Origin of the sequence: Vibrio owensii CAIM 1854 = LMG 25443, from assembly GCF_000817815.1 — a bacterium.
GTDB lineage: Bacteria > Pseudomonadota > Gammaproteobacteria > Enterobacterales > Vibrionaceae > Vibrio > Vibrio owensii.
Genome location: NZ_JPRD01000008.1, coordinates 91,060 through 117,704 on the forward strand (window position 1 = coordinate 91,060; position 26,645 = coordinate 117,704).

Here is a 26,645-nt window from a genome sequence, read left to right on the forward strand (position 1 = left end):
ATGATTCCCGTTTTTTAGCTTGGCTTTTTCAACAGGTTTTCTGCCAGTTTCCCAGCGACAAGTTGGAACGCTTCTAGCTCTTCCTCAGACACATTTAACGTCATCTTTTGAAAGATCTCAGCATCGACGGCTTTGATCTTCGACAACACTTCATTGCCTTTCTCGGTGGTCAACAAACACTGGCTGCGTTTATCTTCTGGATTCGGTCTCTTCTCAATAAAGCCTTCTTCAATCAATGTCTTAATTAAGCGTGTGATTTGTGCTTTATCTCGGTTTAAGAAGTTCACCACATCCATTGCCGTACATGGTGACTGTTTGCTAATGATTTTTATCACCCGGACATGCATAGGTGCGATAGGGAGTTCTAGTTGCTCAATTTGCTCGTGCAGTTGACGCTTTAAGACGTGCACAAGATGGAACAGATTATCCAGCGATTTTGGATTCGACATGTAACACTCCAAACAAAGGTGGTTGACATTATCAACTAAATAACTATAGTTGACATTATCAACTTAATTGAGAGTAACTTCAAGAGCGAGAATTGAATGACAGAATCCTTGACCATGTCGAATGAACTGACACAACCGGCGAAGACGCCACTGATTCATAAAATTGCTGTTGTATTAGGGATGATGACACTAATGGGAGGGACGCTGACAGGCGTGATGACTTACATGAACGTAGGCTATTCCGATTCTTTCTTCAGCGATTGGCTGCGCTCATTCTTGATGGCGATTGTCGTCCTTATGCCAACGGGTATGGTGATGATGACGCTAATGACCAAACTGGTTGGCAAACTATTTAGCCGCGCCAGTGAAAAGCAGAAGAACCTTGTGGTTGGTGTCTTTATGGCGCTGATTATGGAATCCGTTATGGCGTTTATCACCGCCGCTAACAACATAGGGTTTGAGGACGTATCCGTATTTGGATCTGCTTGGTTAAAAGGACTTTTCGCTGCGTTACCTGTAGCAATGGTGTTGATGACCATTACATCCATGACCATCAAGCCAAAGATTGAACGCTTTCTAAAAAGCGAGTGAATATTGATTGGAGAAATGAGATGAGAAAAGACAACCACTACCGCATTACTATTGAAGAAGTAAACGTAGAGGAAGGCCGTGAAGCAAAAAGCTTGAGCTTTGAAGTTCAAGATCGCGAAGACATGTTGAACATCGTAGATAAGATCGGCCAGGGCAGCGGGCTAGAACCTGCAGATGCGACACGCGTTGGTGTTGCACTTCGTCTGCTTGGTCCTGTGATGATGAAAGATCGCAAGCATCCGTTATTTGCTGATTTCATGCCACACTTCAGAAACTTCATGCAAAACATGAAGAGTACGGTGAAGCGTAATCTAGCTTAATTATAAGCTTCTGAGCGCTTTGAGTAGACTCTAGCGCAAACAAAAAGGCTGGTATTAAACCAGCCTTTTTTCGTGTGATGACTTGGCGAAAGTTATTTACCCAAGTATCGGCTTTCTAGATGTGCTTTGAAGTGTTTCGCGTTTAACACTTCACCTGTTGCCTGCGTCACCAAGTCATCGGTCGAGAACAGGCTGCCTTTGCTCCAGATATTGTCTGATAACCAAGTAAAGATTGGCGACAGATCGCCAGAGCGAATCGCACTATCTACGTCCACGGTTTTCTGCATTGCCGCCATAAACTGCGCCGCGTACATTGCGCCAAGCGTGTATGATGGGAAGTAACCAAAGGCGCCATCTGTCCAGTGGATATCTTGCATACAACCGTTCTTAAAGTTGCCTTCTGTCGATAGACCCAAATAAGCCTTCATCTTCTCATTCCACAACTCTGGAACGTCAGTGTGCTTGATCACGCCGTTCATTAAGTCGCGTTCAATCTCGTAACGTAGGATAACGTGAGCAGGGTACGTCAGTTCGTCAGCGTCAACGCGGATAAAGCCTTTTTCTACGTGCGTGTAGATTTTCGACAAGTTGTCTTGGGCGAACTCAGGACCTTCAAAATGGTTAGAAGCCAGACGAGCAAGGTGCTCAACAAATGCTTGGCTGCGACCCACTTGCATCTCGAAAAACAGAGATTGAGACTCATGGATGCCCATTGAACGAGCTTGGCCAGCCATTGTGCCTGCTAACGATTTTGGAAGACCTTGCTCATAACGCGCGTGACCTGTTTCATGCACGATGCCCATCAATGATTGTACGAATTCTTTTTCATCGTAACGGGTGGTAATACGGACGTCGGTAGGAACGCCACCACAGAACGGGTGAACACTTTCATCAAGGCGGCCATGTTCGAAGTCGAATTGAAGCAGCTTCATGACTTCCAAACCCAGTGCTTTTTGCTTTTCAGCAGGGTAATGACCGTTCGGAAGCAGGATGTTGTTGGCTTTTTGCTTTTCGATGGCTTCATCAATCATTGATGGTAACCAGGTTTTCACGTCCGCAAATAGCACGTCTAGAGACGCAGACGTTGTGCCTGGTTCGTACAGTTCTAGCATTGCGTCGTAAGGTGACGTGCCGGTCGCTTCTGCGCGAATTTGAGCTTCTTCTTGAGAAAGCTTAACCACTTCAGCCCAGTTCTTTTCGAAGCCAACCCAATCGTCATTGCCACGTTGGGTACGCCAAGCATGCTCACATTTAGAGCCTGCTAGTGACTGTGCTTGCACCAAAGATTCAGGCAGCAGGTTTGCTTGTTGCCAATCGCGTTTCATTTCACGCAGTACGGCTTGATCTTGCGTTGATAATGACTCTTCTTCTGCTTGTGCAAACAGGTCACCTAAATGAGGTTGAGTCATAAGAGAGTGCATATGCACCTCTAGTTCAGCCATCGCGTTAGAGCGGGCTTCCGCACCACCTGCTGGCATGACGGCAGCTTGATCCCAACCTACGATTGCAGATAGGTGACCAAAGTTAGATACTTTTTTTGAATGTTCGACGAGTTTTTGAAATGCGCTCATGTGACTACTCTTTGTTATGTTCTTTCCTTAAACGCCCCAAATGGGGTCCTTGAACGTACGTTCATATCTCTCGACACCGATGCAGAGAAAAAGGCAGCATCAAGACAATGCCGATAGAGAAGTGTGTCTAATTTACGATTTATTAACAAATAATGCAGGTCTATTGTGCACAAATTCAGTCACTTGTATAGCACACCGCAAAAGTTGCTTGCGAATCAAGCGGATTGACGGTATTGATGGGTGATACACAACAACTTACTAAAAGAATATGGATATTTTAAATTTTGAGGCATTTCTTATTGCCATTACGATTTTGACGCTCACGCCGGGATTGGACACCGCATTGGTGATTCGCAATACAAGCCGCGCAGGTCTTAAAGATGGTTGTACAACCAGCTTGGGGATCTGTTTCGGGCTATTTGTTCATGCGCTGTTTTCTGCCGTAGGTATTTCTGCCGTTCTTGCTCAATCTGCTGAACTGTTCCAAATGGTGAAAATGGTGGGCGCCGCTTACCTAATTTGGCTTGGTTTGAGCAGCCTACGTGCACTGATGAAGACAAATGGCGGCATTGCGGTTTCTGAGCAAGCGCATCAAGCTTACAGTGGCAAACGCTCGTTCCGCGAAGGTTTCCTTTCTAATGTATTGAACCCAAAAACCGCCGTGTTTTATCTCGCTTTCTTGCCTCAGTTTGTTAACCCTGAAGGTTCTCCGTTGTTACAATCAATGATGATGGCTTCAATCCACTTTATTATTGCGATGGTATGGCAATGTGGTTTGGCTGGCGCTTTGAACTCAGCAAAAACACTCTTGAAAAACGCGAGCTTCATGAAGTGGATGGAAGGGGCAACGGGTGCTGTGCTTGTGGCGCTTGGTATTAAACTACTTGTAGAAAAACCAGCCTAATGCGTGTTCTTATTCGAATTGTCATCGCTTTAGTTCTTTTCATCGTCGCCTTAGTCGGAGTTGTCGCATGGAAGACGGTTCCCCAGTTGAACTTCGCCGAGAAAGGAATGAGGTGGGATTGGCACTGGGCTTACTTTGAGCCGTTTTCCAATGGCATCCAAGCCACGCGCACACAAGATACCAAACAGTTACTGTTACGTCGCGTTTACTTAAAAGAGTCAACCGCAGTATTTGTAGGAACCACACTAGACAACAAATTCGAGATTGATGTGGTTAACCAAGAAGCGTGTAAGCCTGAGAGCAGTAAATGGGTGTCTGTTTCGGTGAATGGTCAGCCGATGTCTCATGTTCCTATGCTTTGTGAAGATTCGGGAGAGAGCTACATTTATCGCTTTGTTGGCAGTAAGCTAAGAAGCCTAGAGTTTGGTATTGAAGATGACTTCATTCGCGAAGACTTCAGTCAATGGCCGATTTCTGAGATAAAAGCGGACCAGTTCAAGCAGCAACACTCTTCTTTCTTTAATAAGCAAGGTGATGGTGAAGAGCACCAATGGTTGCGAGATTAAGTTTCTGGTGAAACTTTGAATAGAACAAAAAGAGACAAGCGTCGATGCTTGTCTCTTTTTATTTGTCTGGAGGTTGAGTGCTACATAAGCATGAAGCTTTTTACTCTAACCACTTAATCACGTTATCCCACAGGATTGGGTCAACGTTCCTTGCGTCAACCAACTCTTTGTCCATGAAAGGTTTTTGATACACTTCGGACTCGCTCATGATGCCTAGTGTTTTGAACTGGCGGAAGAAGCGCAAAAGACGCATAACGCGATCGAGCCTTTCGTCTTGATGAACACATCGGTTGATGACAAAACCAATTTTGATTTGGCGAGACTTAAAGATGTGTTTCTCGATTAGCGTGTTGATGAATGGCAACGATGCATGCAAATCAATAGGTGACGGTTGCATTGGTATGACTATGTAATCGACGTATCTAAGGTAACGCACTAAGTCGCTCTCTGAGAAGTTGGCCGGAGAATCGATCACCACGTAATCTGTCGCGTTACTGACCTTAAGCGTTACAGCAATATTAGACAAACTGCGAAGGGAAGGGTTATAGCTCTGATTCGGTAGTGCATCGATGCCATCGGCCCAGCGATTGGTAGATTGCTGTTTATCGAAATCTATCAATTCTACCGTATGTCCATTTCCGATGAGTTTGCTGGCCAAACTGGCAGAGAAAGTCGACTTTCCCACACCACCTTTGAGATTTAAGACGATGATCTTTTTCGCTTTTGAGTAAGCGATACTGGTTTGGCGTTGTTTTACAAGCGGCAGCAAACTGTTTTCCCCAAATTACTAAATCAGGGCATTATGTACAATTTGTTAACTTAATTGGTTGGCATCCCATAAAATCATTCCTTGCTAATGCTTATTCTGAAGCTCGTTTTCCCTTATTTCATCAGTGCTCAAAGCAAAGAGTGTTCTGAAATTAGTAAAAAAGCCCGCGATGGGGAGTCGCGGGCAAGTTGTTGGTGATTCGTTGTTATTATTATTGAGTGTTAGTTTGCTGCCTGAACGGTCATCTCTGCACCTTCAAACCCAAGTGCGCTTAGCTCATTAGCATCAAAGTTGGTGGTAACTTCTACATCGCCCACGCGCTGAGTGTTACCTTGCGGCAAATCGTTCGCTGAGCGCGTGCTGATTCCAAGAGGACTCGCTTGGCCAATTTCAATGGTGCCTGCGTATTGAGACTCCGCATAAAAATCACCGGATACGTACGAGTAGAAAGGTCGTAAGCTCGCGCCTGTGGCGTATTGCATGCTGCTCAAACCTGCTTCTTTGATTGCCCAACTCCAATCCCACCATTTCACTTCACCCGGAATGTAGCGGTGATCCCATTGGTAACGAATATCCGCCGATTTATCGCTGCCACGTCCCATGGTAAAGGTGTGGCTTCGGTATGGACGATTGTCTGGGTGTGTATGCCATGCGTTGCCGCCCCAACGAAGGAATCCGTAGAAGTTCACGTCATAGCTAACGTCGGCATTGAATCGATATGGGTAAGAGATGGTAGAGCGGTACAACTCAACACGGACTGGCAACTCAGAGTTCGCAGGCACCATTGGGCGAGCTTGTAGTGTCACTTGCTCGCTGGTGGATGCGCCGTTTGAGTTTGAGAAGCTTTGGTTTGCTTCAAGCGTAATACTCAGTTTGGTGTTACCAACCAATGGCCATTTGAACTCGTTTTCTGTCTTCACTTGTTGGGCGAAACCGTAACTGTTGGTCTTCGACCAGTTGGTAGACTCGTCCAGTTTCAAATCCACTACGATTTGCTGCGGTGTGTTACTGTAGTTTCTCGCCATGGCGGTGATGGTTTTAACAAGCTCGCGATCCGATTCAACCACATCACCATGCCAGAAGTTTTTATCGTTTAGTGTGTAGGTAAAGTTGTCGACGGTGATTTTGGTTTTTTCACCACAACGGTAACCACTGCAAGAGCCACTGTTGTTACCTTGAATCACCCAGCGATCGCCCACGCGGTCAACTTTCATGTCTTCACCCACGTATTGGCTATTGTTGCCGCCAACCCATGCGTAACCAAGATTATGCGCAAGATAACTTAATGGGCGAACAAAGGCAGAGCGATCGGTGACTAGCTCATATTGAACATCAATTTCATCGCCTTCAGGAATCGCACGAGCTGGATAGTTCGGGATTTCTGATTGTGCTTCGTCTGGGTAACAGAAGGTTTTGCCATTCGGAGTATCACGTTTAATTAATCCATGATAACCCGGTCCCATGATCACCCAATCGCCTTTGAGGCCCGTGATCTGCCATTGACCCATACGAGCAAGTAGGGCACTTTTTTGCTCTTCAGCTTCATATCGGTCAAGTGGACGATAACCTGCTCGGCAGACATCTTCACCTAACTGGTCGAAGACGATTTGGTCTGGATATATCTTTGCATTTACACCACTTGCGAATGTAGACAGGATGGCGGCGGACAATAAACTAATGTTGATGTTTCGCATGAACGTTCCCTCATGGCTGTATTTTTATTTGTTTTATGTGCCCCGATCTCGAGGACAGGTTTACTGTTCCATGCTGATAGGATTGATAGTACTGAAAATAGTTGAAATATTATTACTGTAACGAATCAGTGAGTTGTATTATTGCATCTGTCATTTTCAACTAATGAAATCGATTGCCTTTTGAAAATAAGAGCAATAGCAGGTGGGTATATTCATGAAAGATTAAAATAGAATATTTACTCAATGACGAGGCTGGATATTGTCAGAATGAATTTGGAAATGATTTATACGATTTTAACGAAACTTACACCTCAATTTATATAAGCAGAATCTAATGAATAAGTTTTTTAAATTTAATAGTACAGACTTAAACATTAGTAATAATTAAATTTACTCATACTTAATTAGAAATAAATGAAGTAATAGGGAGTGAAGCCTTGTAATGAGTGACTTTTAAGCGAATAAAACTCACTCATCACAAGGCGAATATCAAAAGGGTTATTTCAAGCGAAAAGTTTATCGCTTAGCCAACAGTTTAGTGCGGCCAGTTTGTTTATCTCGGATAAGAGAGAAGGTTTCAGTTTGAAGCAGTACTTCGATATCAAAATAGATAGGGTCATCGTTTAGCACAAGATAGGGCGAAAGAAACGAATCATTTAACGCAGGGCGAATTTCTTGCACCGATAGCAGATTCATTTTGCCAGAGACTGACAAGCTCGTATCTGAATAAGGGCGTGACTTGCCCTTAAAGCTAAGGATGATGGGGTTCGACATTGATTCGTCTTGTAACGAAGCGATATGAGTGATAACGCGGTGATTGACCCGGGTTAAGCCATCAATCCGAACAGTGTGCTCATGAGGAAGAATATCGACCACACTGTGGTGATAGCGTTTATCTTCGGTATCGTGATAGCAAGGTAGCTTCCAAGCGCCGAAAAAGACCACGCAAGAGAGGGCTACGGCAATATACGCCTTCATTGGCTTTCCTCCGCAATAAACTGACCAATCGCTTGAGAGGCTTGTTCGAACTGACCTGCCGTATAGAACACATTGATGGATTTTCGCGTGTGCTTATTCAACCAAGACAACTCAGAGAACTGTTTGTTTTCCTCGATATAAACCACGCAATGACACTGATGTTGAGCCAGCAAATGTTCAAGCTGCGTTGATAACTGCGTATTGGGATCGGTGTACACCTCTAATGTCCCAACAGTGTGTTCATTTAAGGCTTTGTTGCGTTGAGGGTGACTGTATTTGCTATGAAACTTACTCGCACTTACTAGACTGGCCGCAAATAGAATGCCCAGTGAAACGATATAGCACGCTAAGTTTTTATAGTTGGTTTCATGTTTGTTCGGCAGTGGTGGTGTTGGCTGCTGCACTGATTTCTGTTGTACTTTTTCATCTGGTGGAGTCGCAGCGACAAGGCATTCGTTCAGCAAGATGCCTTCAACTAAACGATACCCGACCTTAGGGACAGTAACGATAGGGGACTCATTTATTCCCACTTTGGTAAAGGTCTGCCTGAGAACACTGATGCTCTTCGCCAACGAAGTTTCACCAATGTATTCGTTCCCCCACGCAAATTGCACAATGTCTCGCTTTTCAACAACTGCGGGGGAATGTTCGAGAAGCAAAGTGAGGATTTGTGATTCACGATACCCAATTTTTACCGTTTTATTGCTGTTAGAAAGCGTGTTTTTAATAGGGTTATATAAGATCATACGATTATTTTTGTTTTTATTATAAAGCGAAAGAGACGAGTAGAAAGAACCACTCATCTCTGTTATATGAATAAAGATTAAAATTAGGTCACTTTTATTTTGATGGTTTTAATAGTTAGCTACCTATTGATAGAAGAAACCATAATCATAGTAAAACATCAACTTTGTGCCATGTTAATCTTTCATTTAGTGATATAGCTTCAATGAAAGAGCCAAAATAATCACACAGCAATAATATGGTTTAGGGTTTACTAAATAACAGTGATGCTGACATTTAATTTAATATTGTCACACATATCATTATAAGTTTAATTATTTGATAACTTGGTAGGAATTATTAGCCGAGTGGAAAATAAAAAGTGAAGAGTTAAATAGAATGAAAGGAATAACGAGAAAGGGGTAGATAAAAAAGCCCGCTGAGTCAGCGGGCTTAAAGTTTCTAGCTTGGATTATGCTTTCACTGCATCAAAATCATCCGATTGAGATGACGGCTTGAAGAAGAGTTTTGTTTCTTCCAACACTACATGGCGCAGAGCGATCAAACCAATAAGGTTAGGAATTGCCATCAGACCGTTTACGATATCGGCCAGTAGCCAAATCATATCAAGGTGAAGGAACGCGCCAGATGCTACCAAACCAACGAAAATCAGTTTGTATGGAAGCACAGCTTTGGTACCGAATAGGAACACAACGCAACGCTCACCGTAGTAGTTCCAGCCAAGAATGGTGGTAAACGCGAAGAACATAAGACCGATAGACACCAGCATTGGGCCTAATGTCTCTGCGTTCAAACCAACGGCAAATGCGTGTGTTGTCATCGCTGCACCTGCAAGGTCACTTTGCCATGCACCCGTAAGGATCAAAGCAAGACCTGTCATGGTACAAATGATGATGGTATCGAAGAAGGTACCCGTCATTGAAATTAGGCCTTGTTTAACACAAGAATCCGTTTTCGCTGCTGCGGCTGCCATTGGCGCACTACCCAAACCTGATTCGTTTGAGAATACACCACGTGCGATACCAGACTGGATTGCCAGCATAATACTTGCACCCAAGAAACCACCAGTTGCTGCGGTTGAAGTGAATGCAGACACCAACACCAACTCAACTGCGTTTAGCAATTGGTCCGCATTCATGATGATCACACTCAAACACGCTAGCACATAAAATAGAGCCATTGCTGGAACCACTTTACCTGCTACGCTCGCAATCGACTTTATACCACCCAATGTAACGAATGCCACTAGCAGTGTCAGGATGAAAGCCGACAGCTCACGGTTTACACCAAGAGAAATCTCGCTTGCATCAAGAATCGCATTTACTTGTGGGAAGGTACCGATACCAAAACAGGCAACGCCCAATGCAAATACCGCGAACATGATAGCCAGCGCTTTCGAGCCAACACCATATTGCAGGTAGTACATAGGACCACCAATCATTTGGCCTTTGTCGTCAACACGACGGTATTTCACCGCAAGAAGACACTCAGCGTATTTGGTTGCCATACCGAATAGGGCAGCAAGCCACATCCAGAATAGGGCACCAGGGCCACCAAGTTTGATTGCGGTAGCAACACCAACGATGTTACCTGTACCAATGGTTGCAGACAGCGCAGTACATAGCGCTGCAAAACTAGAAACGTCACCCTGTTTATCAGATGACTTATCTTTACTGAATACCATCGCTAACGCAGTTGGTAGATGTTTAAATTGGATCAAGCCTAGGCTAAAAGTGAAGTAAACACCGGTACCCACGAGCAAAAGCAGCAGTGGTGGACCCCAGACAAAGTTATCAATGGTTTGAAGTAAAGATTGTAGGTCGTTCATGATTTCCCCTTAATAAAACAACTAATAAGGAGAAGAGGGAAAGGACGAGATCAAAGATCTCGAATAGCCATGCTATTCAAAATAAGGCGGGAACGCCAAATAGTTAGGTTGTTACTTTCCACTCCTCTGTCCTTTTGCCTGAGAGTTTCACCCCGCACACATGTGCAGGACTTGCTCCTTCGGCGACCGATTTAACGGTTCTCTCCAGAGGTTCCTCCAACTACAGTCCCCGCTACCAAGGTAGCACCTGAAATAGTTAATTCTTCGGCGAGTTACTCTAACCAAATGTTAAAATTTGGTTAATAACCACTCTCCTGCAGTCTTCATCGGAACATTTACTCAATCAAATGAGTAAAGGTTAGTTAATGATGCTGGTCACCATTAACGTGTGAACTCTATCATGTTTTGTTACCATTTCAACACCCAAATGAAGATTTATTTTCAACACATTATGCGGGTTTTGTTGTCTTAGTTTCATAGACTTGCTGATTAATTGAACAAATAACTCTCTATGTTGGTCATTCTTGGTATGTATGGAAGGGGAGAGACCAATGGTAGGATTTGATGAGAGTTCTCTAGGCTGGTGATAAGTTGTTCAGTTTAGAACAGAAAATTGATCAAAACGGGAGCAATCGCTTCAAAATCTACGCTAAGTTGACCGTAAGCTACGTAGAAATAGGTTACAATGATTCCTTGCGCAACTGTCTATGGAATCGGATAAGTTCTTATTATTGGACAAGGAGACGGTATGACCAGATTGTTAGCCATAGCGGTATTGATTGGAGTAGCGTTTGTGCTATTTCGTTATCGTACCAATGAAAAAGTCCAAAAGGCGACCGTGATTACCTTGATCGGCGCATTCTTAATTTATACCGCGTCAATCATGATTGCGGAACTCACTCGCTAGCAAACCAGTAGAGTCCTTGGAGTAAGATACGGTGACTTCTCAAAATAATATTGAAGACCAAGACGAAGTAGTTGTCATTGAGGAGCGCGATAAGCGTACTCACATTTATATCGCGATTGCGGCCGTATTAGGTTTAGCGTTCGGTGGTTTGGCTGGTTCTGCAATGACAGCAAGCAAGTGGGAGTCGACCTATCAAGTGCTGGAAGAAAAGTACCAAGCACTGGCACAAGACAAAACGAACTTGGTCTCTCAAGTAAAAGCACGTGAAGCGGGCTTAGATAAAGAAATCGACGCTAAAGTCGCGACACTGTTGGCAGAGAAAGAAGAAGCGCACAAAGCGGAACTCAAAGCACTTCAAGAGCAACTGACTGAAGTGGAGAAAGTGAACTTGTCGCTTGAGTCTCAAGTGAAAGAACAGAAAGCAACGTTGAACACGACCAAGAGCGAGAACGACAAACTTAACCGTCAAGCAGACATGCAAGCGACCATGTTTGAACGTTCACGTGAAGTGTTCCGTAAAGAGCTGCAAATCTCCCAAGAGCTTGAGTCACTAGAGAAAGAACGCCAAGCGCTGTTACCGAAAATCGAAACGCTGAAGAAAGAGTGTGATGTTTTCTTAGAAGGTAAGTCTTGGGATGTGAAATCTGACGCCTGTGACAAACACGATGAAGCGAATTCACGACTCAGCCAAGTTGACCAGCTCATCGAAGTTCACAAGATGGACTTGAAACAGATTAAAGAAATCACTGAAGACATGGGGCTGTAGCGTCAAAGCGTAGAGCGATTACGATCTTCAGATTTTTAAAACAATATTTTCAAAGATTCAGAAACAAAAAAGGAGCTCAATGAGCTCCTTTTTTATGTGCGATTTTCGCTAGAACTATTTTTTGCTACAACAACTACCTAGGATTAGATGCGAGATGCATCGTAGCCTGAAGCCAACAGCAATTCACGCTCGTGCTTGATCAACTGAGCACGATCTTCAATCAGTTCGTTAAGTGCTTGAGAAGGTTTACCCGCCAGCGTTTTAAATGCATCAAACGTCTCAGCACTGTCGATTTCATCAATCATGCTGCTGATGACGTTACGCGCTTCGCAAGGGTTATCATCGGTGGTGAAGTACTCTACTTGTTTTGCCGCAGACTTCATTTCGGTTAGCAGTTCTAACGGGCTACTTTCTTTTGCCACTGCCATGTAATTATCAAGTACACGCTTCGCATACAACAATTCTTTTAGTGGGATATCTCGGCCACTTACAATCAGCGATTCATTAAGGATCATACTTGAGCTCATTGGCATTCCTTTTTTATCAATAATTCAAACTTCTTGGGCATTCGCTTGAGTCTAATTTATTGAAGTCTGAATGGGAATGCCTAAAAAGCACATTATTAAACGATTTTTCTGACTATTTACGCCTTGCTAGTGACTAAGTACGCAAATTGCGTGTTTAGTAGAATCTTCAGAAGATAGGTCAGTCAGGTGTTATGAGTGTTCGATTGCTCTCTGAGTGGATCAAATGTGGCGTTATCGGTTCTCAATATTCAACATTAATTCATGAAGAAGCGACCTGGCGTCACCCCAAAGCTTTGTTTGAATAGATGATTAAAAGCACTCACGCTGGTAAAACCGCACTCCATTGCAACGGTGGTGACCGGTAGGTTTTGCGCCAACAATGTAAGAGAGTGGAACAATCTCGCTTGTTGACGATACTCGATGAAAGACATGCCAACTTCGTTGCGAAACAAGCGGCTCAAAGTGCGACTGCTAACGTTAATTTCTTCTGCCCACTGTTTTAAGGAACGATTATCCGCAGGCTCATCCAATAGTGAGTTACAAACCTGTCCAAGCTTGGCATTGTTGGGAAGAGGGATCTGAATAGACGCTTGCGGCGCGACTTTCAGCTGATCCAACAGAACTTGAACAATATGCCAATACGCCTTTGTACTTGCTGAATCGGCTGGTTGCTCTGAAAGGTGAATGATCATCTCACGCAGCATTGGCGACACGTTGAGAACATCACTCTGGTTTGGCAGTTCAGTGTCGATGCTCGGCAACAAGTAGACGTTTTTCATTGCCGCATCGCCATACATGTACACCTTGTGGCTCTCATGCGCCGGGATCCACACCGCTCTTTGAGGTGGAACCACCCATAGCTTAGATTCTGTCTCGACCGCCATCACACCACTGCTAGCGTACACCAATTGGTTGTGCTGATGGCAATGCCAATCAATGACGTGTCCATTGGGGTAGTGCTTGGGAATGACCACCGCTTCTAAGCAATTGATCCTGTCGTCCAAACTGATGGCTTTGATGTTTTGGCTCATTTGAGCAGTAACCTGTCTTGATAGAATCTATACGCCAAATGCTAGCCAGATAAACTGAGCTTGTCATTAATTAGCTATCCGTTATTTGGTTTGGAGTCGAGATGAACCGTTCCTTTCACTCAGGTGTCCTCAATGTGGGCCATGCGCTTAATCATTATTTCTTGCTCATTTTTCCTTCTGTCGTACTAACGCTGCATAAAGAATGGGACATGAGTTACGCAGAGCTGCTCCAAGTGGGGAGCGGGGCAATGCTGGTTTATGGTGTGATGTCCTTGCCTGCTGGTTGGTTGGCGGATCGTTGGAGCCGAAAAGGCATGATGCTCGTGTTCTACTTCGGGATGGGTACCTCTGCGTTTCTTACCACTCTCGCGCAAACGCCATGGCAAATGGGATTGGGGCTTTGTGCCATAGCCTTGTTTGCCGCGATTTATCATCCCGTCGGTATCGCACTTATCTTTAGCTCTGCAAACAAAACCGGCAGGGCTATCGCGGTAAATGGATTAGCAGGTAACTTAGGTTTGGCGTTTGCTGCAATAGGAACCGCTTTGTTGTGCCAATGGTTCTCTTGGCAAGCCGCATTTTATGTTCCAGGCCTTGTGTGTTTACTAACTGGCATCGTGTACTGGTATGCATCGAAAGGTGTTACTGATATCGAACATGCGAAACGTCGATGTGACGACGTAACGATGTCTTTGCGACAACTCAAAGTGCTGTTCGCTTGTGCTGCGGTGGTTGTCTTCTTTGGTGGTTTGGTCTTTCAATCTACGACGACCTCGTTACCTAAAATTATGGATGCACAATTTAGCCAATCATTGAGCCTTTCAAGCACATTAACCACATCGATTTTTGTTTGTGCTGCGTTCATTCAGCTTGTTGTGGGTGAGTTGCTCGATCGCGTTGATATCAAGAAGCTGCTCGCCTGCATTGCTGGTGGGCAACTGTTATTCCTCCTATTAGCGACGGTTACTCATGAATGGTCATTGGTTCTTGTGTTTATTGGTTTGATGCTGTGTACATACGCGCAAATACCAGTGAACGATTGGCTTATTGGCCGTTATTCCGATGTGAAATGGCGCTCGAGAATCTACGCCGTTAAGTACACATTAAGCTTTAGTACTGGACCTATCGCGTATTGGCTTATCGCAGCGACTTATTCTCATACACAAGAGTTTGCATTGATGTATTTCATCCTTGCTGGTGGGATGGGGCTTGCATCACTGAGCGCAATGATGATGCCTTCCTCACGTAAGCACACCGAAGAACAACCTGACTTCGCACAGTGACTTTGAACGTATTTTGATTTGTGCAAATTCTGCATAAGTGATGTACCGCGCGTGTGGTTTTTCCGTTTCGAGCGCTCCCTATAATGCTCCTCAATCGCTAAGGCGAATCGAATGATATGAGGAAAGCAATATGAGCGACCAATTCCAAAATGCAGTACTTGACGACCAAGCATTGATCTCAGGTTTGAAATCCATCAACGAAACGTGGGGTGACTTAACGGTTCGTGTTGCTGGTAAAGTATGGGGCCTGCCACTTATCGACCAAAAAACCAAAGCACTTATCACGATTGCCATCGACCAAATGGCATTGAATGTTACGGGTGATGGTAATCCATTTGGTGCTCACGTTGATATGGCGTTGAAGCAAGGCGCAACTTACGAAGAAATTGAAGAGCTGATCGTCTTTGCTTCTGCATACACAGGCTTCAACAAAGGTGCGACCACCATGGGAGCACTGAACAAAGTACGTCACGATCGAGGAGACATCTAATGGCAATTCCAGGATTAAAAAAACCAGATCACATTGGTTTTACTGTACCGAATTTGAATCAAGCGATTGCGTTCTTCCGTCAGCATTTTGATTTTGAACTGGCATACGAGTTTGGGCCTTTCGCATCGGATGATGACTGGATGACGCAGCATTTGAATGTTGATGCTCGCGCACAAATTACCAAGATTGCCGTGATGAGTGCGAAAGGTATCAATCTGGAGATCTTCGAATACGCAGACAACATCGAGCGTCGTTATGAAGCACCAAACAATGCCGATATCGGCGGTCACCACCTTGCATTTTATGTCGATGATATGGATGCGGCAGTGGCTTATCTAAAAGAGCACGGCATCAAGGTGTTGGGAGAACCTTCTGTGATGACAGATGGCCCAACAGCAGGTGAAAGCTGGGTTTACTTTATGTCGCCTTGGGGCATGCAGCTTGAGTTGGTGTCTTACCCGAATGGGAAGGCGTACCAACGTAACAGCTCTGTGGCTTTGTTTGATCCACGATGAATATTCTGTTTGTTTTCTTGGTCGTGGTGTCAGGAATGGGCCTGTCGTTTGAGGCAGGTCTTCTTGGCCCACTGGGTGAGCAAGTAGGGCACTTATGGGCAACGTTGAGCATCTTCGCTGTAGGCGCAGCTCTGCTTTGGCTGATTCGCCTGTTCGTTCCTACTCACCATCAGGTTGAATGGCACACAATTCCGAAGTGGCAGCTTATTGGTGGCTTTCTTGGGCCTATCTATGTGGTGGTGCTCACGTTGTCGACTCCATTATTAGGTGTGGCAATGACCATGATTTGTGTGTTGTTTGGTCAAATCGTTAAGAGCTTTGCGATCGATTACTTTGGCTGGTTTGGTATGGATAAAAAGCCAACTAACCCACTAAGAATGCTTGGTCTTGGCTTTATTTTACTCGCGCTGTGCTGCGTGTACATGGGAGCGCAATGATGGTTTTTGTCATCTTACTGGCGATTATTTCAGGCATGGCGTTGAGTGCTCAAGCGGCTATCAACGGCAAATTAGGCGCAAAAGTGGGCGTGATTCAAAGTTCATTTTTAACCTTTGGTGTCGGTACGATTGTCACCGCCTTGCTGATTTTCTTTTTCGAACCAGCACAAAGTACAACTTTGTTGTCCGTGCCTAAATGGCAATTAACGGGGGCGTTATTTGGCATTGTCTACATGGTGGTAATGGTCGCTTCAGTACCGAGAATCGGAGTGGCGATCGCAACCGTCGCCACCATTTTAGGGCAAATGATCATGAGCTTAGTGATTGATACGCAAGGTTGGCTAGGAAATACGCCTATCGAGCTAAATTACTGGCGCGTGGCTGCAATGCTGAGCATCGCAGGGGCGTTGGTCTGCATCTATTTATCGAACAAAAAGCAGGAGCAATAAAGTGGCGAACAAAACTCTTATCGTATTTTTTAATCTTAAGCCGACCACATCGGAAGCCGAGTATTTGAATTGGGCAAAGGCTGTTGATCTTCCAACCGTAAATCAACTCAATAGTGTGTCTTCGTTTGAAGTGTTTAAAGGCGAAACCTTGTTTGGTCAGAACCAAGCATCGCCTTGGCAATATTTTGAAGTGATCAATATCGAGTCAGAATCCGCGTTTGCGGAAGACATCCAAACAGACGTGATGCAGGCGGTGGTTGAGCAGTTTCAGCAGTTCACTCAAGATGCACACTTTGTGGCGACGACCAATATTCGTGATTTGAATTCGTGAACGGTAAAAACGTACTGGTTAGAAACATGACTTCGCATGTGGCATTAGCTCGCTAGTTTGGCCATTCAAAAAGGTAAGTAATTTGATTGCTTGCCTTTTTCTCGTTTTGACCGTTACGCTTAGATCGATTGATATGGAGATACTCTGTGAATTACGACGTTTCGTTGCTTGAGATAAAGCTGTTTTTGATGACCACTCAGTTTGGTAACTTTTCTGAGGTTGCTCGCAGGCAGGACATGACGCCTTCTTCGGTATCGCGAAAAATGGCGCATCTAGAAGAGAAGGTAGGCACAAAACTACTGCATCGACACACTCGCTCTATCTCATTAACGGATGAAGGCACTGCGTTTGCCAAGTACTGTGCGGAAGTGATTCAGCAGTACGAGTTGGTTGTTGAACGCATTGAGCAAAGAGCAGACACGCCTCGTGGAATGGTAAAAATCAGTGCGCCGGTCGCATTTGGACGGCAGCACATTGCGCCTTACCTCTCTGAACTGCTTGAGCGTTACCCGCTGATCCAAATTGAGATGCAGCAGACGGATCATTTTGTTGACCCAGCAGCAGATTCGATTGACTTGCTGATTCGTATTGGCGTTCCTCAAGATTCTTCCATGAGAATGAAACGCTTTGGGAATCAACATTATTTGATGGCGGCCAGCCCAAGCTACCTCAAAGTGCATGGTGAGCCTCAATCACCGCAAGAGTTAGCGCAACACAATTGTTTGGTGTTCAAAGGCACCAAAGGGCTACAACGTTGGTTTATTGGTAAAGATAAAGAGAAGCTGGAAGCGTTTGATGTGAGTGGGTCACTCTACAGCAACAATGCTGAAACGTTAGTATCGGCCGCGGTTGGGGGCTCGGGGATTGTTGTGTTTCCGAGTTGGTTAATTGGCGAAAAGATCAAATCAGGCAAATTGAAAGCCATCATGATCGAACATCAAGTCTCGACCTCTTCAGAAGAGCAGATCATCAGTGCGCTGTATTTGGAGACTGACAACTTGGCGGCGAAGGTTAGGGTAGTGATTGATTTCTTGTCGGAAAAATTCGGCACACCTTGTTACTGGGACAAGCTGTAAACACAATAAACCGAACAAGAAAAAGGAGCGCATTGAGCGCTCCTTTGTTGTTTTTATTGTATTGCTTTTGAGTTGTACCAGTCGTTTTGGTATGCCTTAGAGGCAAACAAAGCGTTGGCCTTAGCGCGTTCAACGATTGTTGGATCCACTTCAATAGGCTTCATTGTTTGGTTATCGAAGTTGTACTGCATGGTCGATACCTTTTCGCCCGGCGAGAACACAACGAGATTGTCTCGGGTTAAGTAACCAAAGTTCTTGTCGTATTGCATCATGGCACGTTCGTCTTTGCGTGCGAGAGGCTTAGTAAGATCACGGCCAATCATCGGCGTTTTCGCATCCACACCAATCAAAGAAAGGAGCGTAGGTGGCATATCTAGGTTATTGGCAATACGGTCGTCTTTACGTGGCTTAATGTCTTTACCAAGAATCAATGCTGGGATGTGGAAGTGCTTCACTGGCACTAAGTTAGCTCCGGATACACGGGCATCGTGGTCAGCAATGATGATGAAGACCGTGTCGTCCCAGTAAGATGATTTCTTCGCTTTATCAAAGAAAGTACCAATCGCGTAATCAGAATATTTCACCGCATTATTACGCGTCATGTATTCAGAGTCGTAAGGCTCAATCTTACCTTGAGGGTATTCGTAAGGGCTGTGGTTGCTCGAACTAAATACCAAGCTAAAGAAAGGTTTACCGGTTTTTGATAGACGTTCGAACTCTTGATCTGCCTTGGTGTAAAGGTCTTCATCACTCACACCCCAAGAACCAACAAACGATGGGTTTTCGTAGTCTTTCTCTTCGATGATTTGGTCAAAGCCGTTACCAAAGAAGAAGGTCTTCATGTTGTCGAAATTCGCTTCACCACCATAAATGAATTCTGTGTGATAGCCATTGGCTTTCAGAAGATCTGCAATCGTAAAGAAGTTGGTTTGACTCTTACTCAGCTTTACAACCGCACGGGATGGCGATGGTGGGAAACCCGTTGTCACCGCTTCAATACCGCGAACAGAGCGAGTACCGGTTGCGTACAGTTGAGTAAAGCTCCAGCCTTCCGTCATTAGCTTGTCGACGTTTGGAGTCAGTGGTAGCCCGCCCAGTGAACCCACGAACTGCGCTCCTAAACTCTCTTGCAGCAAGATAACCAAGTTCTTTGGCTTGCCTTGATAGCTCGCTTCGTTGCTGTTCATGGTTGGCAGAACTGACGGATCAAAATTCGACTTAGCAGAAGAAGCACGAACGAGGTCTAGCATCTTCTGGCTATCCATTTTTCCGTAGAACTCTTCCGCGCTCTTTTCTGATTTCATATTGTTTACAGCAAACAACAGAGAGTATGAGGAGTTTAGTGCCAAATCATTCATCAGTGGGTCGTTAGAAAATGCCACCATTGCAGGGTTTAGAGGGCGATGTCCCAAAGAAGAACGTGCACCTGCAACACCAATTAGAACCACTAAAATGGCAAGAACAGGACGCCATTTCCAGTTTACTTGTTGTGCGTTGTCGGTGAGCTTTTTACTCCATTTCCAACCAAGGAAAAGGGTAAGCGCTGTGCCTACAGCACCAATAAAGAGCTCTAGTTTGTAACCAGTCCAAAGCATGCTGAACACTTCTTTTGGATAAATCAGGTATTCAACAAACAAGCGGTTTGGGCGTAGGTCGTATTCTTGAATAAACGGAGCAGTGGCCAATTCCATGTAAACCAAGATCCACAAACCTGCGACCATCCAACAACGTAGAACCCACTTCCAGCATTCGCCGACCTTACCTTGAACAGGCAATAGAGCAGAAAGTAAGCCCGGAAGAATGAACAGCCAGCAGATAGTGGCAAAGTCTACGCGTAGGCCCTGACCCAAAATATAGATAAGGTCGTTAAAAGATTCGATTCGGTCAGAGAGCCAAATGGCGAGTAAAATCCGCGAAACGGAAAGAAAAGCAAGTGAAAATAGCGCAAATACAGCAATAGGCTGCAAAGGCCCAAATGCGGGCTTCTTCATAAATATTCCCTAATTTACTGATGTAACTGATTTTTATGGCGTGTCTTTTATCAAAGAAAACGTGAAACAAACGTGAAATATAAGGCTTATTTATAAATTTAATTGTAATGATTAGTACGGCTTTGTAAGGGGGAGTAATGCCATACGGCATGCGCAGTTCGGTTTGTCGCCACGAAACGCGTCAAAATCGTAGGGTTGATTTCTATAGATTTCTTATTTAGGGTGTTGGGTATGAACTATTTAGCTATTTCTATCTCAACCAACTGTTGTTGTTGCACCTCCCAAGACGTGCGGCGGCTTTCGCGTAGCTATTAGTTAGCAAAAGATCATACAGACATATTAAAGGCCGCCGATGTTTTCATCCGCGGCCTTTTTGCATTTAAAGGAATAACAATATGAGCCAGTCAAAATTACAACTATTCAATACACTGGGGCGTACCCTTGAGCCGTTCAATACCATCGAATCCGGTAAGGTTGGTTTGTACGCTTGTGGCCCAACGGTGTACGACTACGCGCATGCAGGCAACTTAAGAACCTATCTTTTTGTAGATGTACTAAGGCGCACGCTTGAGCTCAACGGTTACGACGTAAACCACGTTATGAACATCACAGATGTTGGTCACTTGGTGTCTGATGCCGATACCGGTGAAGATAAAATGGAGAAGGGCGCGAGAAAGCAGAACAAGTCTGCTTGGGAGATCGCAAAGTATTTTGAAGACGCGTTTTTAGATGATCTCACTAGCCTCAACATCACCAAGCCTTCCATCATTTGTCGCGCGACTGAACACATACAAGAGCAGATTGAATTCGTCCAAGAGCTTGAACAAAAGGGCTTTACCTATCAAACCTCCGATGGCGTTTATTTTGATTCGGCCAAACTTCCAGATTATGGAAAACTTGCCAAACTGGACCGTGAGGGGTTAGAAGCGGGGATTCGCGTCGAAATGGCAGAGAAAAAGAGTCCAACCGATTTCGCTCTCTGGAAGTTTAGCGGCGACACACCAAGACAAATGGAATGGGAAAGCCCTTGGGGAGTGGGTTTTCCGGGTTGGCACATTGAATGTTCTGCGATGGCAGAGAAGTACCTTGGGGAGGTGTTCGATATTCATGTTGGTGGGGAAGACCACATCCCAGTTCACCACACCAACGAAATTGCCCAATGCCAAGCAAAGAATGGACACGTTCAAGCGAATTACTGGCTGCATGGCTTCTTCCTTCAATTGAACAAAGAGAAGATCTCCAAGTCCGGTACGTCACTTCGTCTTGATGCGTTAATCGAGAAAGGCTATGACCCGCTGGCTTACCGTTACTTGGTGCTGACCAGTCATTATCGCAGTCATTTGAGCTTTACGTGGGAGAGCTTGGATGCCGCACAAACAGCTTTAAAGCGCCTGAAAGCGAAAGTGTCGACACTACCAGAAGGTGGCAAAGTGGACCAAACGTATGTTGAGCGTTTTATGTCACTCATCAATAACGATTTAGCCATGCCACAAGCGATCGCATTGATGTGGGAGTTACTCGGAAGTGCATTAAACGATGCAGATAAAAAGGCAACGGCACGCTACTTTGACCGCGTGTTTGGTTTGGAGCTTGATAAAGTAGAAGAAGAGGAAATCCCTCGTGAGATCTTGGAATTGGTAGAGTTGCGCTTGCAAATGAAAAAGCAGAAGGAATACCAACAAGCTGACGAAATCCGCCAGAAAGTTGCCGAACTCGGTTATAGAATCAACGATGCTGGTGATGGCTCAACGGTAAGTAAACAAGGCTAGCAAGCTGGAAAACTGGAAAACAAAAAGGCTCACTGCGATAGTGAGCCTTTCTTATTGAAACGATAAATGCTCTCGTAGTTATTGAATCGCTAACTCAGGTTGTGAAGCCGTATTCGTTTCTGCGGTTTGGTTGTACTTCTTAATTACCAGCGTCAAGCGAATCAGCATTGCAATTGCAGCGGTGGTTAAGCCGGTCACGATACCAATCCAGAAGCCTTCTTCGCCCATTGCAGGAACGATTTCATCTGTGATACCCAGTAACATACCAAGTGGAAGCGCCAAGCCCCAGTAGGCTAGAATCGCCAGAATCATCGGGATCTTAGTATCTTTGTAGCCACGCAGAGCGCCGTTTGCAGAGGTCTGTAGCGCGTCGCTGAACTGGTACATTGCAGTAAACATCAACAGAGTAGCCGCCGTTGCGGAAACTACCGGATCTGTGGTGTACAAACGAATGATCCATTCTGGGAACAACAGGAAGAAGCCGACTGAAATCAGCGACAGTAGCGCTGCGGTAATAATGCCAACCAAGCTACGGTGTGAAGCTGTTTCAAGCTTTTGTTCACCCAAGGCATGACCAACGCGAATCGTGATACCAAAGGAAAGGCTCATTGGGATCATGTAAGTCATGCTAGAGATGTTCAGTGCAATCTGTGCTGCGGCAACGTTCTCTGCACCAATACGACCAATCAATAGCGCAATCACCGCAAAGATGCTGCCACAAACCGCAATGTTCAAACCAATCGGCATACCGAGTTTGAACAGCTGTTTGATCTCTTGCCATATCGGCTTTAGCTCAGCGAAGTGCAGAATGTTTTTGTAGTGATGATGGCGTTTGATGTAGCTAAACAGTAGGGCAGACATCAGCCAATAAACCAAGCTCGTAGCCCAGCCACAACCAACCGCACCCAATGCAGGCATGCCGAATTTACCGTAAATAAGAATGTAGTTAACAGGGATGTTTACCAGCAAACCAATCACCGAAATCAGCATGGGCGCGCGAGTGTTGTTCATCCCTTCGCAGAAGCCATTCAAGGTGTAGAAAAGCGCAATGCCCGGAACACCAAATGCCAATGCAACCACGTAATCACTGGCGATAGGAATGATCTCAGGCGCAACGCCTAAGCCAACCAGAATGCTTTCACCAAGCAGCAAGTAAACAATCAAAATTGCGCTAACGAACGCCGACAACCAAAGCATCTGAATAAACGCGATACGCACATTATCCAAACTTTGTGCGCCGCGGTGGTAAGCCACGACAGGCGTTAATGCCATGATGATACCGCGAAGCAATAGCGAAACGGGTAGCCATAAACTGGTGCCAAGAGCGATCGCAGCTAGGTCGGCAGCACTCACTTGGCCTGCCATTGTCGTATCAATAAAGCCCATCGACTGAGTAGCAAGCTGCATCAGAATGATAGGGATCGATAGGTGTAACAAAGCGCCCGATTCTTTAAAAAAGCGAGAAAAAGAGGAAGGTTTGTTTTGCATGGATGTAATTAAACACCAATATCAATGCACCAGTGGAAGCAGGATGGCGTTGTGCATTGTAGGGTGTGCCGCGTAGGCACGCGCAATATACGGACTTTTGTTATGAGGTTCAATGTGTAATTTAGATCACAAGAAAACGATTGCTTTGGCTGTTGAATGTATTATTTGCTTTATGAATACATTGCGTTATTTACTGGTTGTTTTTAGATGAAAACAAGCAATTTTCGACACGCTCGTTTCAATAATAATCAGTCATTATTCCGCTTTTCGATGGTTACAAATCTTTTTATCTGACGTCTCGATTTATTTATTGTGTGATTATTTTCTTGGTGATATTTATCGCCTTAGTTTAGGCAATGCATGGAATAAAGAATGGAAGCCGAGCAATTAGAAGTACTCAATTTCATTAGCCAATACCCACCTTTTGATGACTTACCGGAAGAGCATCTAAGAAACATCGCAATGAATGCTGAAGTCGCGTATTACCGCGCAGGGACGGACATTCTCAAGAAAGGCGATGACATTCGTGATTTGTACATGATCCGCAGTGGTGTCGTGGAAATCTTCCGCCGCAAAGGCGAGTTGTACAACCGTATCGACGCTGGTGGCTTGTTTGGACAAATGGGGTTGTTGATGAACAACCGTGTCCGTATGCCAGCCAAAGCGATAGAAGACACCTTGGTTTACTGCATTCCAGAGAAGATCTTCACTGAGCTATGTGACGAGTTTGAAAACTTCGCCGATTTCATGGAATTGGAAGACAGTGCGAGGCTGCGCACTGCGGTATCAAACCACTCAGATGGGAATGACTTCACCACAGCGAAAGCGCGCAAGATCTTAAGCCGTGAGCCAGTAACGTTAGAAGCCAGTGCTACAGTGCGCGAGGCGGCAATCTTGATGGCGGAAGAGGGCGTTACTGCGCTTTTGATTGTCCGCGCGCAAGAAGATATTACTGAAGACGACGATGACCAACTGCTGGGTATCTTGACCGAGAAAGATCTATGCGTTCGCGTTTTAGCTGAAGGACGAGACAGCGACATTCCTGTGAGTGAAGTGATGAGCTACGACGTTGTGTCGCTTGATTACAGCGCTTACGTGTTTGAAGCCATGCTGACAATGCTGCGTTACAACGTTCATCATCTACCAATCTTAAAAGACAAAAAGCCGATTGGCGTGATCAGCATGACGGATATCGTTCGTTATGAATCGCAAAACAGCTTGTTGCTTGTGAGCTCTATCTTCCAACAAAACTCGGTAGAAGATCTAAAAGCGGTATCTAAACAAGTTAAAGACTGCTTTGTCCGAATGGTAAGTGAAGACGCAAATGCTCACATGGTTGGACGAGCAATGTCGGTGATCGGCAGCAGCTTCAAACAAAGACTGGCAGAGTTAGCAGAGCAAGAATTAGGTCCTGCGCCAATCCCTTATTGCTTATTGGCGATGGGCTCTATGGCGCGTGATGAACAGCTTATCGTCACAGACCAAGATAACGCGCTGATTCTGGATAACAGCTACGACCCAGCACTGCATGGCGACTACTTTGCTCAGCTCGCAAAATTCATTTGTGATGGGTTAGCCGAATGCGGGTACACCTACTGTACTGGCTACATCATGGCGACCAACCCAGAATGGCGCAAAACGCGTTCAGAATGGGAAGAGTGCTTTGCGAACTGGATTGATGATCCAACGCCAGAGCGACTTCTGAACAGCAGTATTTTCTTCGACCTACTTGGCGTACATGGGCGTGTGAAATGGGCAGAGCAATTGAGCGGCTTCATTGTGCGTCGTGCTAAGAAGAACAATCGATTCTTAGCTTGTATGGCTTACAACGCGATTCGTCGCACGCCGCCGCTTGGTTTCTTCAAAGACTTTGTGATGGAGAAAGACGGTCGTCACCGCAATTCCATCAACCTGAAGCGTCGAGGCACTGCGCCAATGGCGGATCTGATTCGTGTACACGCCTTGGCGATTGGCTCCCGTTCGCAAAACTCATTTGAACGTCTAGATGACATCAACAATGCGGGCATCTTACCGAAAGGCCGTGGTATGGACTTAAAAGATGCGATGGAGTTGATCTACATGGTGCGAATCCGACATCAAGCGCTGGATATCGAAAACGGGGAAGAGCCGGATAACAACATCGAGCCAGAAGAAATGTCGGAGTTTGAGCGTCGCAACTTAAAAGCCGCTTTCCAAATCCTAAGCAACGCGCAGAACTACATTAAGTTCCGTTACCAGAGAAGTGGCAAATGATGTGGTTTTCAAAACAAAAGCAAGATATCACTGATTTGCTTGATACCAGCCAGACACCTGATTGGCCAATCTTCTTCGAGCAACTAGCCGAGCAAGCGAACGATACTCGATTAAAACGTTATTACTCTACGCCTATTGTGAATGGTGATACGCCATTAAAAGAGGTACCGTTTGTCTCCGTCGATTTTGAGACCACGGGTTTAAACGCCGAGGAAGACGCCATTCTCACCATAGGTTTGGTGCCATTTACGCTAGGGCGAGTGCAGTGCAGCGGTTCTCGTCATTGGGTGGTGAATCCAAATCGAGAACTGAATGAAGAATCAGTGGTGATTCACGGCATTACCGACTCAGAAGTGAAGAATGCACCGCAACTTGAACAAATTCTGGATGCCATTCTTGATGAGTTAGCCGGAAAGATTGTGGTGGTGCACTACAAAAATATCGAGCGTCAATTCTTCAATAATGCGTTGTTAAACAGCGTGGGTGAGGGGATTCAATTTCCAGTCGTTGATACGTTGGACATTGAATACGCGATTCAACGTCGTGAATGTGAAGGTTGGTTAAACAAACTCAAAGGTAAAAAGCCGGGTTCTGTACGACTTGGCCACGCGCGTGAGCGTTACCATTTGCCTGCTTATCAACCACACCATGCGCTGACCGATGCTCTTGCCACCGCTGAGTTGCTTCAAGCCCAGTTGCAATATCACTTTGATGGTGACATGCCACTGTCCGTGATATGGCAATAACTCATCCACATCATCTATGAATTGGCGATAAATTTTATTAGTCGTCCTGATAACAAAATGCAATGCGATATCAGGGCGATTAACGCTAAAATTACAAAGTAGAGCAACCCTTCTAAAAGCGACGCAACGATCGCAAATAAGCTTTGCAGTAAGTGACGCAAGAAAGCCATCA

Annotated in this window: 27 protein-coding genes and 1 riboswitch; of the genes, 16 read left to right on the forward strand and 11 right to left on the reverse strand. The window is 45.1% G+C overall.

Annotated elements, in window-relative coordinates:
* Nucleotides 1–14: 14 nt before the first annotated feature.
* Nucleotides 15–449, reverse strand: a complete 435-nt coding sequence (locus tag H735_RS04050; RefSeq protein WP_020197644.1) for a MarR family winged helix-turn-helix transcriptional regulator — start codon at nt 447–449, stop codon at nt 15–17.
* 96 nt (nt 450–545) lie between these two features.
* On the opposite strand from H735_RS04050, the gene H735_RS04055 reads away from it, so the two are divergent.
* On the forward strand, nt 546–1,040 hold the full coding sequence (locus H735_RS04055; protein WP_020197643.1) for a DUF2798 domain-containing protein: 495 nt from the start codon (nt 546–548) through the stop codon (nt 1,038–1,040).
* 20 nt (nt 1,041–1,060) lie between these two features.
* The gene (locus H735_RS04060) at nt 1,061–1,360 is read left to right on the forward strand and encodes a DUF3861 domain-containing protein (protein ID WP_020197642.1); all 300 of its coding nucleotides are present in this window, start codon (nt 1,061–1,063) and stop codon (nt 1,358–1,360) included.
* A 92-nt stretch (nt 1,361–1,452) separates the two neighbouring features.
* On the opposite strand, the gene H735_RS04065 is transcribed toward H735_RS04060, so the two are convergent.
* Nucleotides 1,453–2,931, reverse strand: a complete 1,479-nt coding sequence (locus H735_RS04065) for a carboxypeptidase M32 (protein ID WP_020197641.1) — start codon at nt 2,929–2,931, stop codon at nt 1,453–1,455.
* A 268-nt stretch (nt 2,932–3,199) separates the two neighbouring features.
* On the opposite strand from H735_RS04065, the gene H735_RS04070 reads away from it, so the two are divergent.
* Entirely contained in the window at nt 3,200–3,835 is a 636-nt protein-coding gene (locus tag H735_RS04070; RefSeq protein ID WP_020197640.1) for a LysE family translocator, read from the forward strand.
* Nucleotides 3,835–4,401 carry a hypothetical protein gene (locus H735_RS04075; protein ID WP_020197639.1) on the forward strand — a complete coding sequence of 189 codons (567 nt, stop codon included), beginning with the start codon at nt 3,835–3,837 and terminating at the stop codon, nt 4,399–4,401. Before H735_RS04070 ends, H735_RS04075 begins: the two co-directional genes overlap by 1 nt.
* A gap of 100 nt (nt 4,402–4,501) precedes the next feature.
* Here H735_RS04075 and H735_RS04080 read toward each other — a convergent pair whose 3' ends face one another.
* The 5 genes from H735_RS04080 to H735_RS04100 all read right to left on the reverse strand — a co-directional run bounded on the left by H735_RS04080 (nt 4,502) and on the right by H735_RS04100 (nt 10,414).
* The gene (locus tag H735_RS04080; protein WP_020197638.1) at nt 4,502–5,170 is read right to left on the reverse strand and encodes a ParA family protein; all 669 of its coding nucleotides are present in this window, start codon (nt 5,168–5,170) and stop codon (nt 4,502–4,504) included.
* 221 nt (nt 5,171–5,391) lie between these two features.
* The gene (locus tag H735_RS04085; RefSeq protein WP_020197637.1) at nt 5,392–6,864 is read right to left on the reverse strand and encodes an aerolysin family beta-barrel pore-forming toxin; all 1,473 of its coding nucleotides are present in this window, start codon (nt 6,862–6,864) and stop codon (nt 5,392–5,394) included.
* A 516-nt stretch (nt 6,865–7,380) separates the two neighbouring features.
* Nucleotides 7,381–7,842, reverse strand: a complete 462-nt coding sequence (locus H735_RS04090) for a hypothetical protein (RefSeq protein ID WP_005443522.1) — start codon at nt 7,840–7,842, stop codon at nt 7,381–7,383.
* Nucleotides 7,839–8,588, reverse strand: coding sequence for a winged helix-turn-helix domain-containing protein (locus tag H735_RS04095; protein ID WP_027726821.1), 750 nt, complete (start codon nt 8,586–8,588; stop codon nt 7,839–7,841). Before H735_RS04095 ends, H735_RS04090 begins: the two co-directional genes overlap by 4 nt.
* A gap of 449 nt (nt 8,589–9,037) precedes the next feature.
* Nucleotides 9,038–10,414 carry an alanine/glycine:cation symporter family protein gene (locus H735_RS04100; protein WP_005446084.1) on the reverse strand — a complete coding sequence of 459 codons (1,377 nt, stop codon included), beginning with the start codon at nt 10,412–10,414 and terminating at the stop codon, nt 9,038–9,040.
* 116 nt (nt 10,415–10,530) lie between these two features.
* Nucleotides 10,531–10,632, reverse strand: a riboswitch (glycine riboswitch).
* Nucleotides 10,633–11,162: 530 nt separating this feature from the next.
* Between H735_RS04100 and H735_RS31300 the strand changes: the two genes are divergently transcribed.
* Entirely contained in the window at nt 11,163–11,321 is a 159-nt protein-coding gene (locus H735_RS31300; RefSeq protein ID WP_005434065.1) for a hypothetical protein, read from the forward strand.
* Nucleotides 11,322–11,352: 31 nt separating this feature from the next.
* A complete protein-coding gene (locus H735_RS04110) occupies nt 11,353–12,087 on the forward strand; it encodes a chromosome segregation ATPase (protein WP_020197635.1) in 735 nt (244 codons plus the stop codon).
* A 143-nt stretch (nt 12,088–12,230) separates the two neighbouring features.
* On the opposite strand, the gene H735_RS04115 is transcribed toward H735_RS04110, so the two are convergent.
* The gene (locus H735_RS04115) at nt 12,231–12,614 is read right to left on the reverse strand and encodes a hypothetical protein (protein WP_009704311.1); all 384 of its coding nucleotides are present in this window, start codon (nt 12,612–12,614) and stop codon (nt 12,231–12,233) included.
* A gap of 254 nt (nt 12,615–12,868) precedes the next feature.
* Entirely contained in the window at nt 12,869–13,645 is a 777-nt protein-coding gene (locus H735_RS04120; RefSeq protein ID WP_020197634.1) for an AraC family transcriptional regulator, read from the reverse strand.
* Between the two features lie 101 nt (nt 13,646–13,746).
* Here H735_RS04120 and H735_RS04125 point away from each other — a divergent pair, with 101 nt between their 5' ends.
* From H735_RS04125 to H735_RS04155, 7 genes are all read left to right on the forward strand, one after another.
* On the forward strand, nt 13,747–14,928 hold the full coding sequence (locus tag H735_RS04125; protein ID WP_020197633.1) for an MFS transporter: 1,182 nt from the start codon (nt 13,747–13,749) through the stop codon (nt 14,926–14,928).
* A gap of 130 nt (nt 14,929–15,058) precedes the next feature.
* Entirely contained in the window at nt 15,059–15,418 is a 360-nt protein-coding gene (locus H735_RS04130) for a carboxymuconolactone decarboxylase family protein (protein WP_020197632.1), read from the forward strand.
* Entirely contained in the window at nt 15,418–15,933 is a 516-nt protein-coding gene (locus H735_RS04135) for a VOC family protein (RefSeq protein WP_020197631.1), read from the forward strand. Before H735_RS04130 ends, H735_RS04135 begins: the two co-directional genes overlap by 1 nt.
* Entirely contained in the window at nt 15,930–16,370 is a 441-nt protein-coding gene (locus H735_RS04140; protein WP_020197630.1) for a DMT family transporter, read from the forward strand. The genes H735_RS04135 and H735_RS04140 overlap by 4 nt, the downstream gene beginning before the upstream one ends.
* The gene (locus H735_RS04145) at nt 16,367–16,819 is read left to right on the forward strand and encodes a DMT family transporter (protein WP_042979524.1); all 453 of its coding nucleotides are present in this window, start codon (nt 16,367–16,369) and stop codon (nt 16,817–16,819) included. The genes H735_RS04140 and H735_RS04145 overlap by 4 nt, the downstream gene beginning before the upstream one ends.
* Nucleotide 16,820: 1 nt before the next feature.
* Nucleotides 16,821–17,150: a hypothetical protein gene (locus tag H735_RS04150; RefSeq protein WP_020197628.1), complete on the forward strand. Its 330-nt coding sequence runs from the start codon at nt 16,821–16,823 to the stop codon at nt 17,148–17,150.
* Between the two features lie 146 nt (nt 17,151–17,296).
* On the forward strand, nt 17,297–18,226 hold the full coding sequence (locus tag H735_RS04155; protein ID WP_020197627.1) for a LysR family transcriptional regulator: 930 nt from the start codon (nt 17,297–17,299) through the stop codon (nt 18,224–18,226).
* 53 nt (nt 18,227–18,279) lie between these two features.
* Here H735_RS04155 and H735_RS04160 read toward each other — a convergent pair whose 3' ends face one another.
* A complete protein-coding gene (locus tag H735_RS04160) occupies nt 18,280–20,217 on the reverse strand; it encodes an LTA synthase family protein (RefSeq protein WP_020197626.1) in 1,938 nt (645 codons plus the stop codon).
* Between the two features lie 395 nt (nt 20,218–20,612).
* Between H735_RS04160 and cysS the strand changes: the two genes are divergently transcribed.
* Nucleotides 20,613–21,986 (forward strand): cysteine--tRNA ligase, encoded by a 1,374-nt coding sequence (gene cysS / locus H735_RS04165; RefSeq protein ID WP_020197625.1) that lies wholly within the window; start codon nt 20,613–20,615, stop codon nt 21,984–21,986.
* Nucleotides 21,987–22,064: 78 nt separating this feature from the next.
* Here cysS and H735_RS04170 read toward each other — a convergent pair whose 3' ends face one another.
* Nucleotides 22,065–23,474 carry an MATE family efflux transporter gene (locus H735_RS04170; protein WP_020197624.1) on the reverse strand — a complete coding sequence of 470 codons (1,410 nt, stop codon included), beginning with the start codon at nt 23,472–23,474 and terminating at the stop codon, nt 22,065–22,067.
* Between the two features lie 372 nt (nt 23,475–23,846).
* On the opposite strand from H735_RS04170, the gene H735_RS04175 reads away from it, so the two are divergent.
* Together H735_RS04175 and H735_RS04180 are read left to right on the forward strand one after the other, a co-directional pair.
* A complete protein-coding gene (locus H735_RS04175; protein ID WP_020197623.1) occupies nt 23,847–25,727 on the forward strand; it encodes a DUF294 nucleotidyltransferase-like domain-containing protein in 1,881 nt (626 codons plus the stop codon).
* Nucleotides 25,724–26,473, forward strand: a complete 750-nt coding sequence (locus H735_RS04180) for a 3'-5' exonuclease (RefSeq protein ID WP_020197622.1) — start codon at nt 25,724–25,726, stop codon at nt 26,471–26,473. The genes H735_RS04175 and H735_RS04180 overlap by 4 nt, the downstream gene beginning before the upstream one ends.
* The last annotated feature ends 172 nt before the right edge of the window (nt 26,474–26,645 follow it).

Coding starts and splice junctions, on each gene's coding strand:
- H735_RS04140 (WP_020197630.1), top strand. CDS start 15,930: ATGAATATTCTGTTTGTTTTCTTGGTCGTGGTGTCAGGAATGGGCCTG.
- H735_RS04090 (WP_005443522.1), bottom strand. CDS start 7,842: ATGAAGGCGTATATTGCCGTAGCCCTCTCTTGCGTGGTCTTTTTCGGC.
- H735_RS04125 (WP_020197633.1), top strand. CDS start 13,747: ATGAACCGTTCCTTTCACTCAGGTGTCCTCAATGTGGGCCATGCGCTT.
- H735_RS04180 (WP_020197622.1), top strand. CDS start 25,724: ATGATGTGGTTTTCAAAACAAAAGCAAGATATCACTGATTTGCTTGAT.
- H735_RS04115 (WP_009704311.1), bottom strand. CDS start 12,614: ATGAGCTCAAGTATGATCCTTAATGAATCGCTGATTGTAAGTGGCCGA.
- H735_RS31300 (WP_005434065.1), top strand. CDS start 11,163: ATGACCAGATTGTTAGCCATAGCGGTATTGATTGGAGTAGCGTTTGTG.
- H735_RS04050 (WP_020197644.1), bottom strand. CDS start 449: ATGTCGAATCCAAAATCGCTGGATAATCTGTTCCATCTTGTGCACGTC.
- H735_RS04070 (WP_020197640.1), top strand. CDS start 3,200: ATGGATATTTTAAATTTTGAGGCATTTCTTATTGCCATTACGATTTTG.
- H735_RS04120 (WP_020197634.1), bottom strand. CDS start 13,645: ATGAGCCAAAACATCAAAGCCATCAGTTTGGACGACAGGATCAATTGC.
- H735_RS04130 (WP_020197632.1), top strand. CDS start 15,059: ATGAGCGACCAATTCCAAAATGCAGTACTTGACGACCAAGCATTGATC.
- H735_RS04085 (WP_020197637.1), bottom strand. CDS start 6,864: ATGCGAAACATCAACATTAGTTTATTGTCCGCCGCCATCCTGTCTACA.
- H735_RS04065 (WP_020197641.1), bottom strand. CDS start 2,931: ATGAGCGCATTTCAAAAACTCGTCGAACATTCAAAAAAAGTATCTAAC.
- H735_RS04100 (WP_005446084.1), bottom strand. CDS start 10,414: ATGAACGACCTACAATCTTTACTTCAAACCATTGATAACTTTGTCTGG.
- H735_RS04160 (WP_020197626.1), bottom strand. CDS start 20,217: ATGAAGAAGCCCGCATTTGGGCCTTTGCAGCCTATTGCTGTATTTGCG.
- H735_RS04135 (WP_020197631.1), top strand. CDS start 15,418: ATGGCAATTCCAGGATTAAAAAAACCAGATCACATTGGTTTTACTGTA.
- H735_RS04095 (WP_027726821.1), bottom strand. CDS start 8,588: ATGATCTTATATAACCCTATTAAAAACACGCTTTCTAACAGCAATAAA.
- H735_RS04060 (WP_020197642.1), top strand. CDS start 1,061: ATGAGAAAAGACAACCACTACCGCATTACTATTGAAGAAGTAAACGTA.
- H735_RS04170 (WP_020197624.1), bottom strand. CDS start 23,474: ATGCAAAACAAACCTTCCTCTTTTTCTCGCTTTTTTAAAGAATCGGGC.
- H735_RS04055 (WP_020197643.1), top strand. CDS start 546: ATGACAGAATCCTTGACCATGTCGAATGAACTGACACAACCGGCGAAG.
- cysS (WP_020197625.1), top strand. CDS start 20,613: ATGAGCCAGTCAAAATTACAACTATTCAATACACTGGGGCGTACCCTT.
- H735_RS04175 (WP_020197623.1), top strand. CDS start 23,847: ATGGAAGCCGAGCAATTAGAAGTACTCAATTTCATTAGCCAATACCCA.
- H735_RS04145 (WP_042979524.1), top strand. CDS start 16,367: ATGATGGTTTTTGTCATCTTACTGGCGATTATTTCAGGCATGGCGTTG.
- H735_RS04075 (WP_020197639.1), top strand. CDS start 3,835: ATGCGTGTTCTTATTCGAATTGTCATCGCTTTAGTTCTTTTCATCGTC.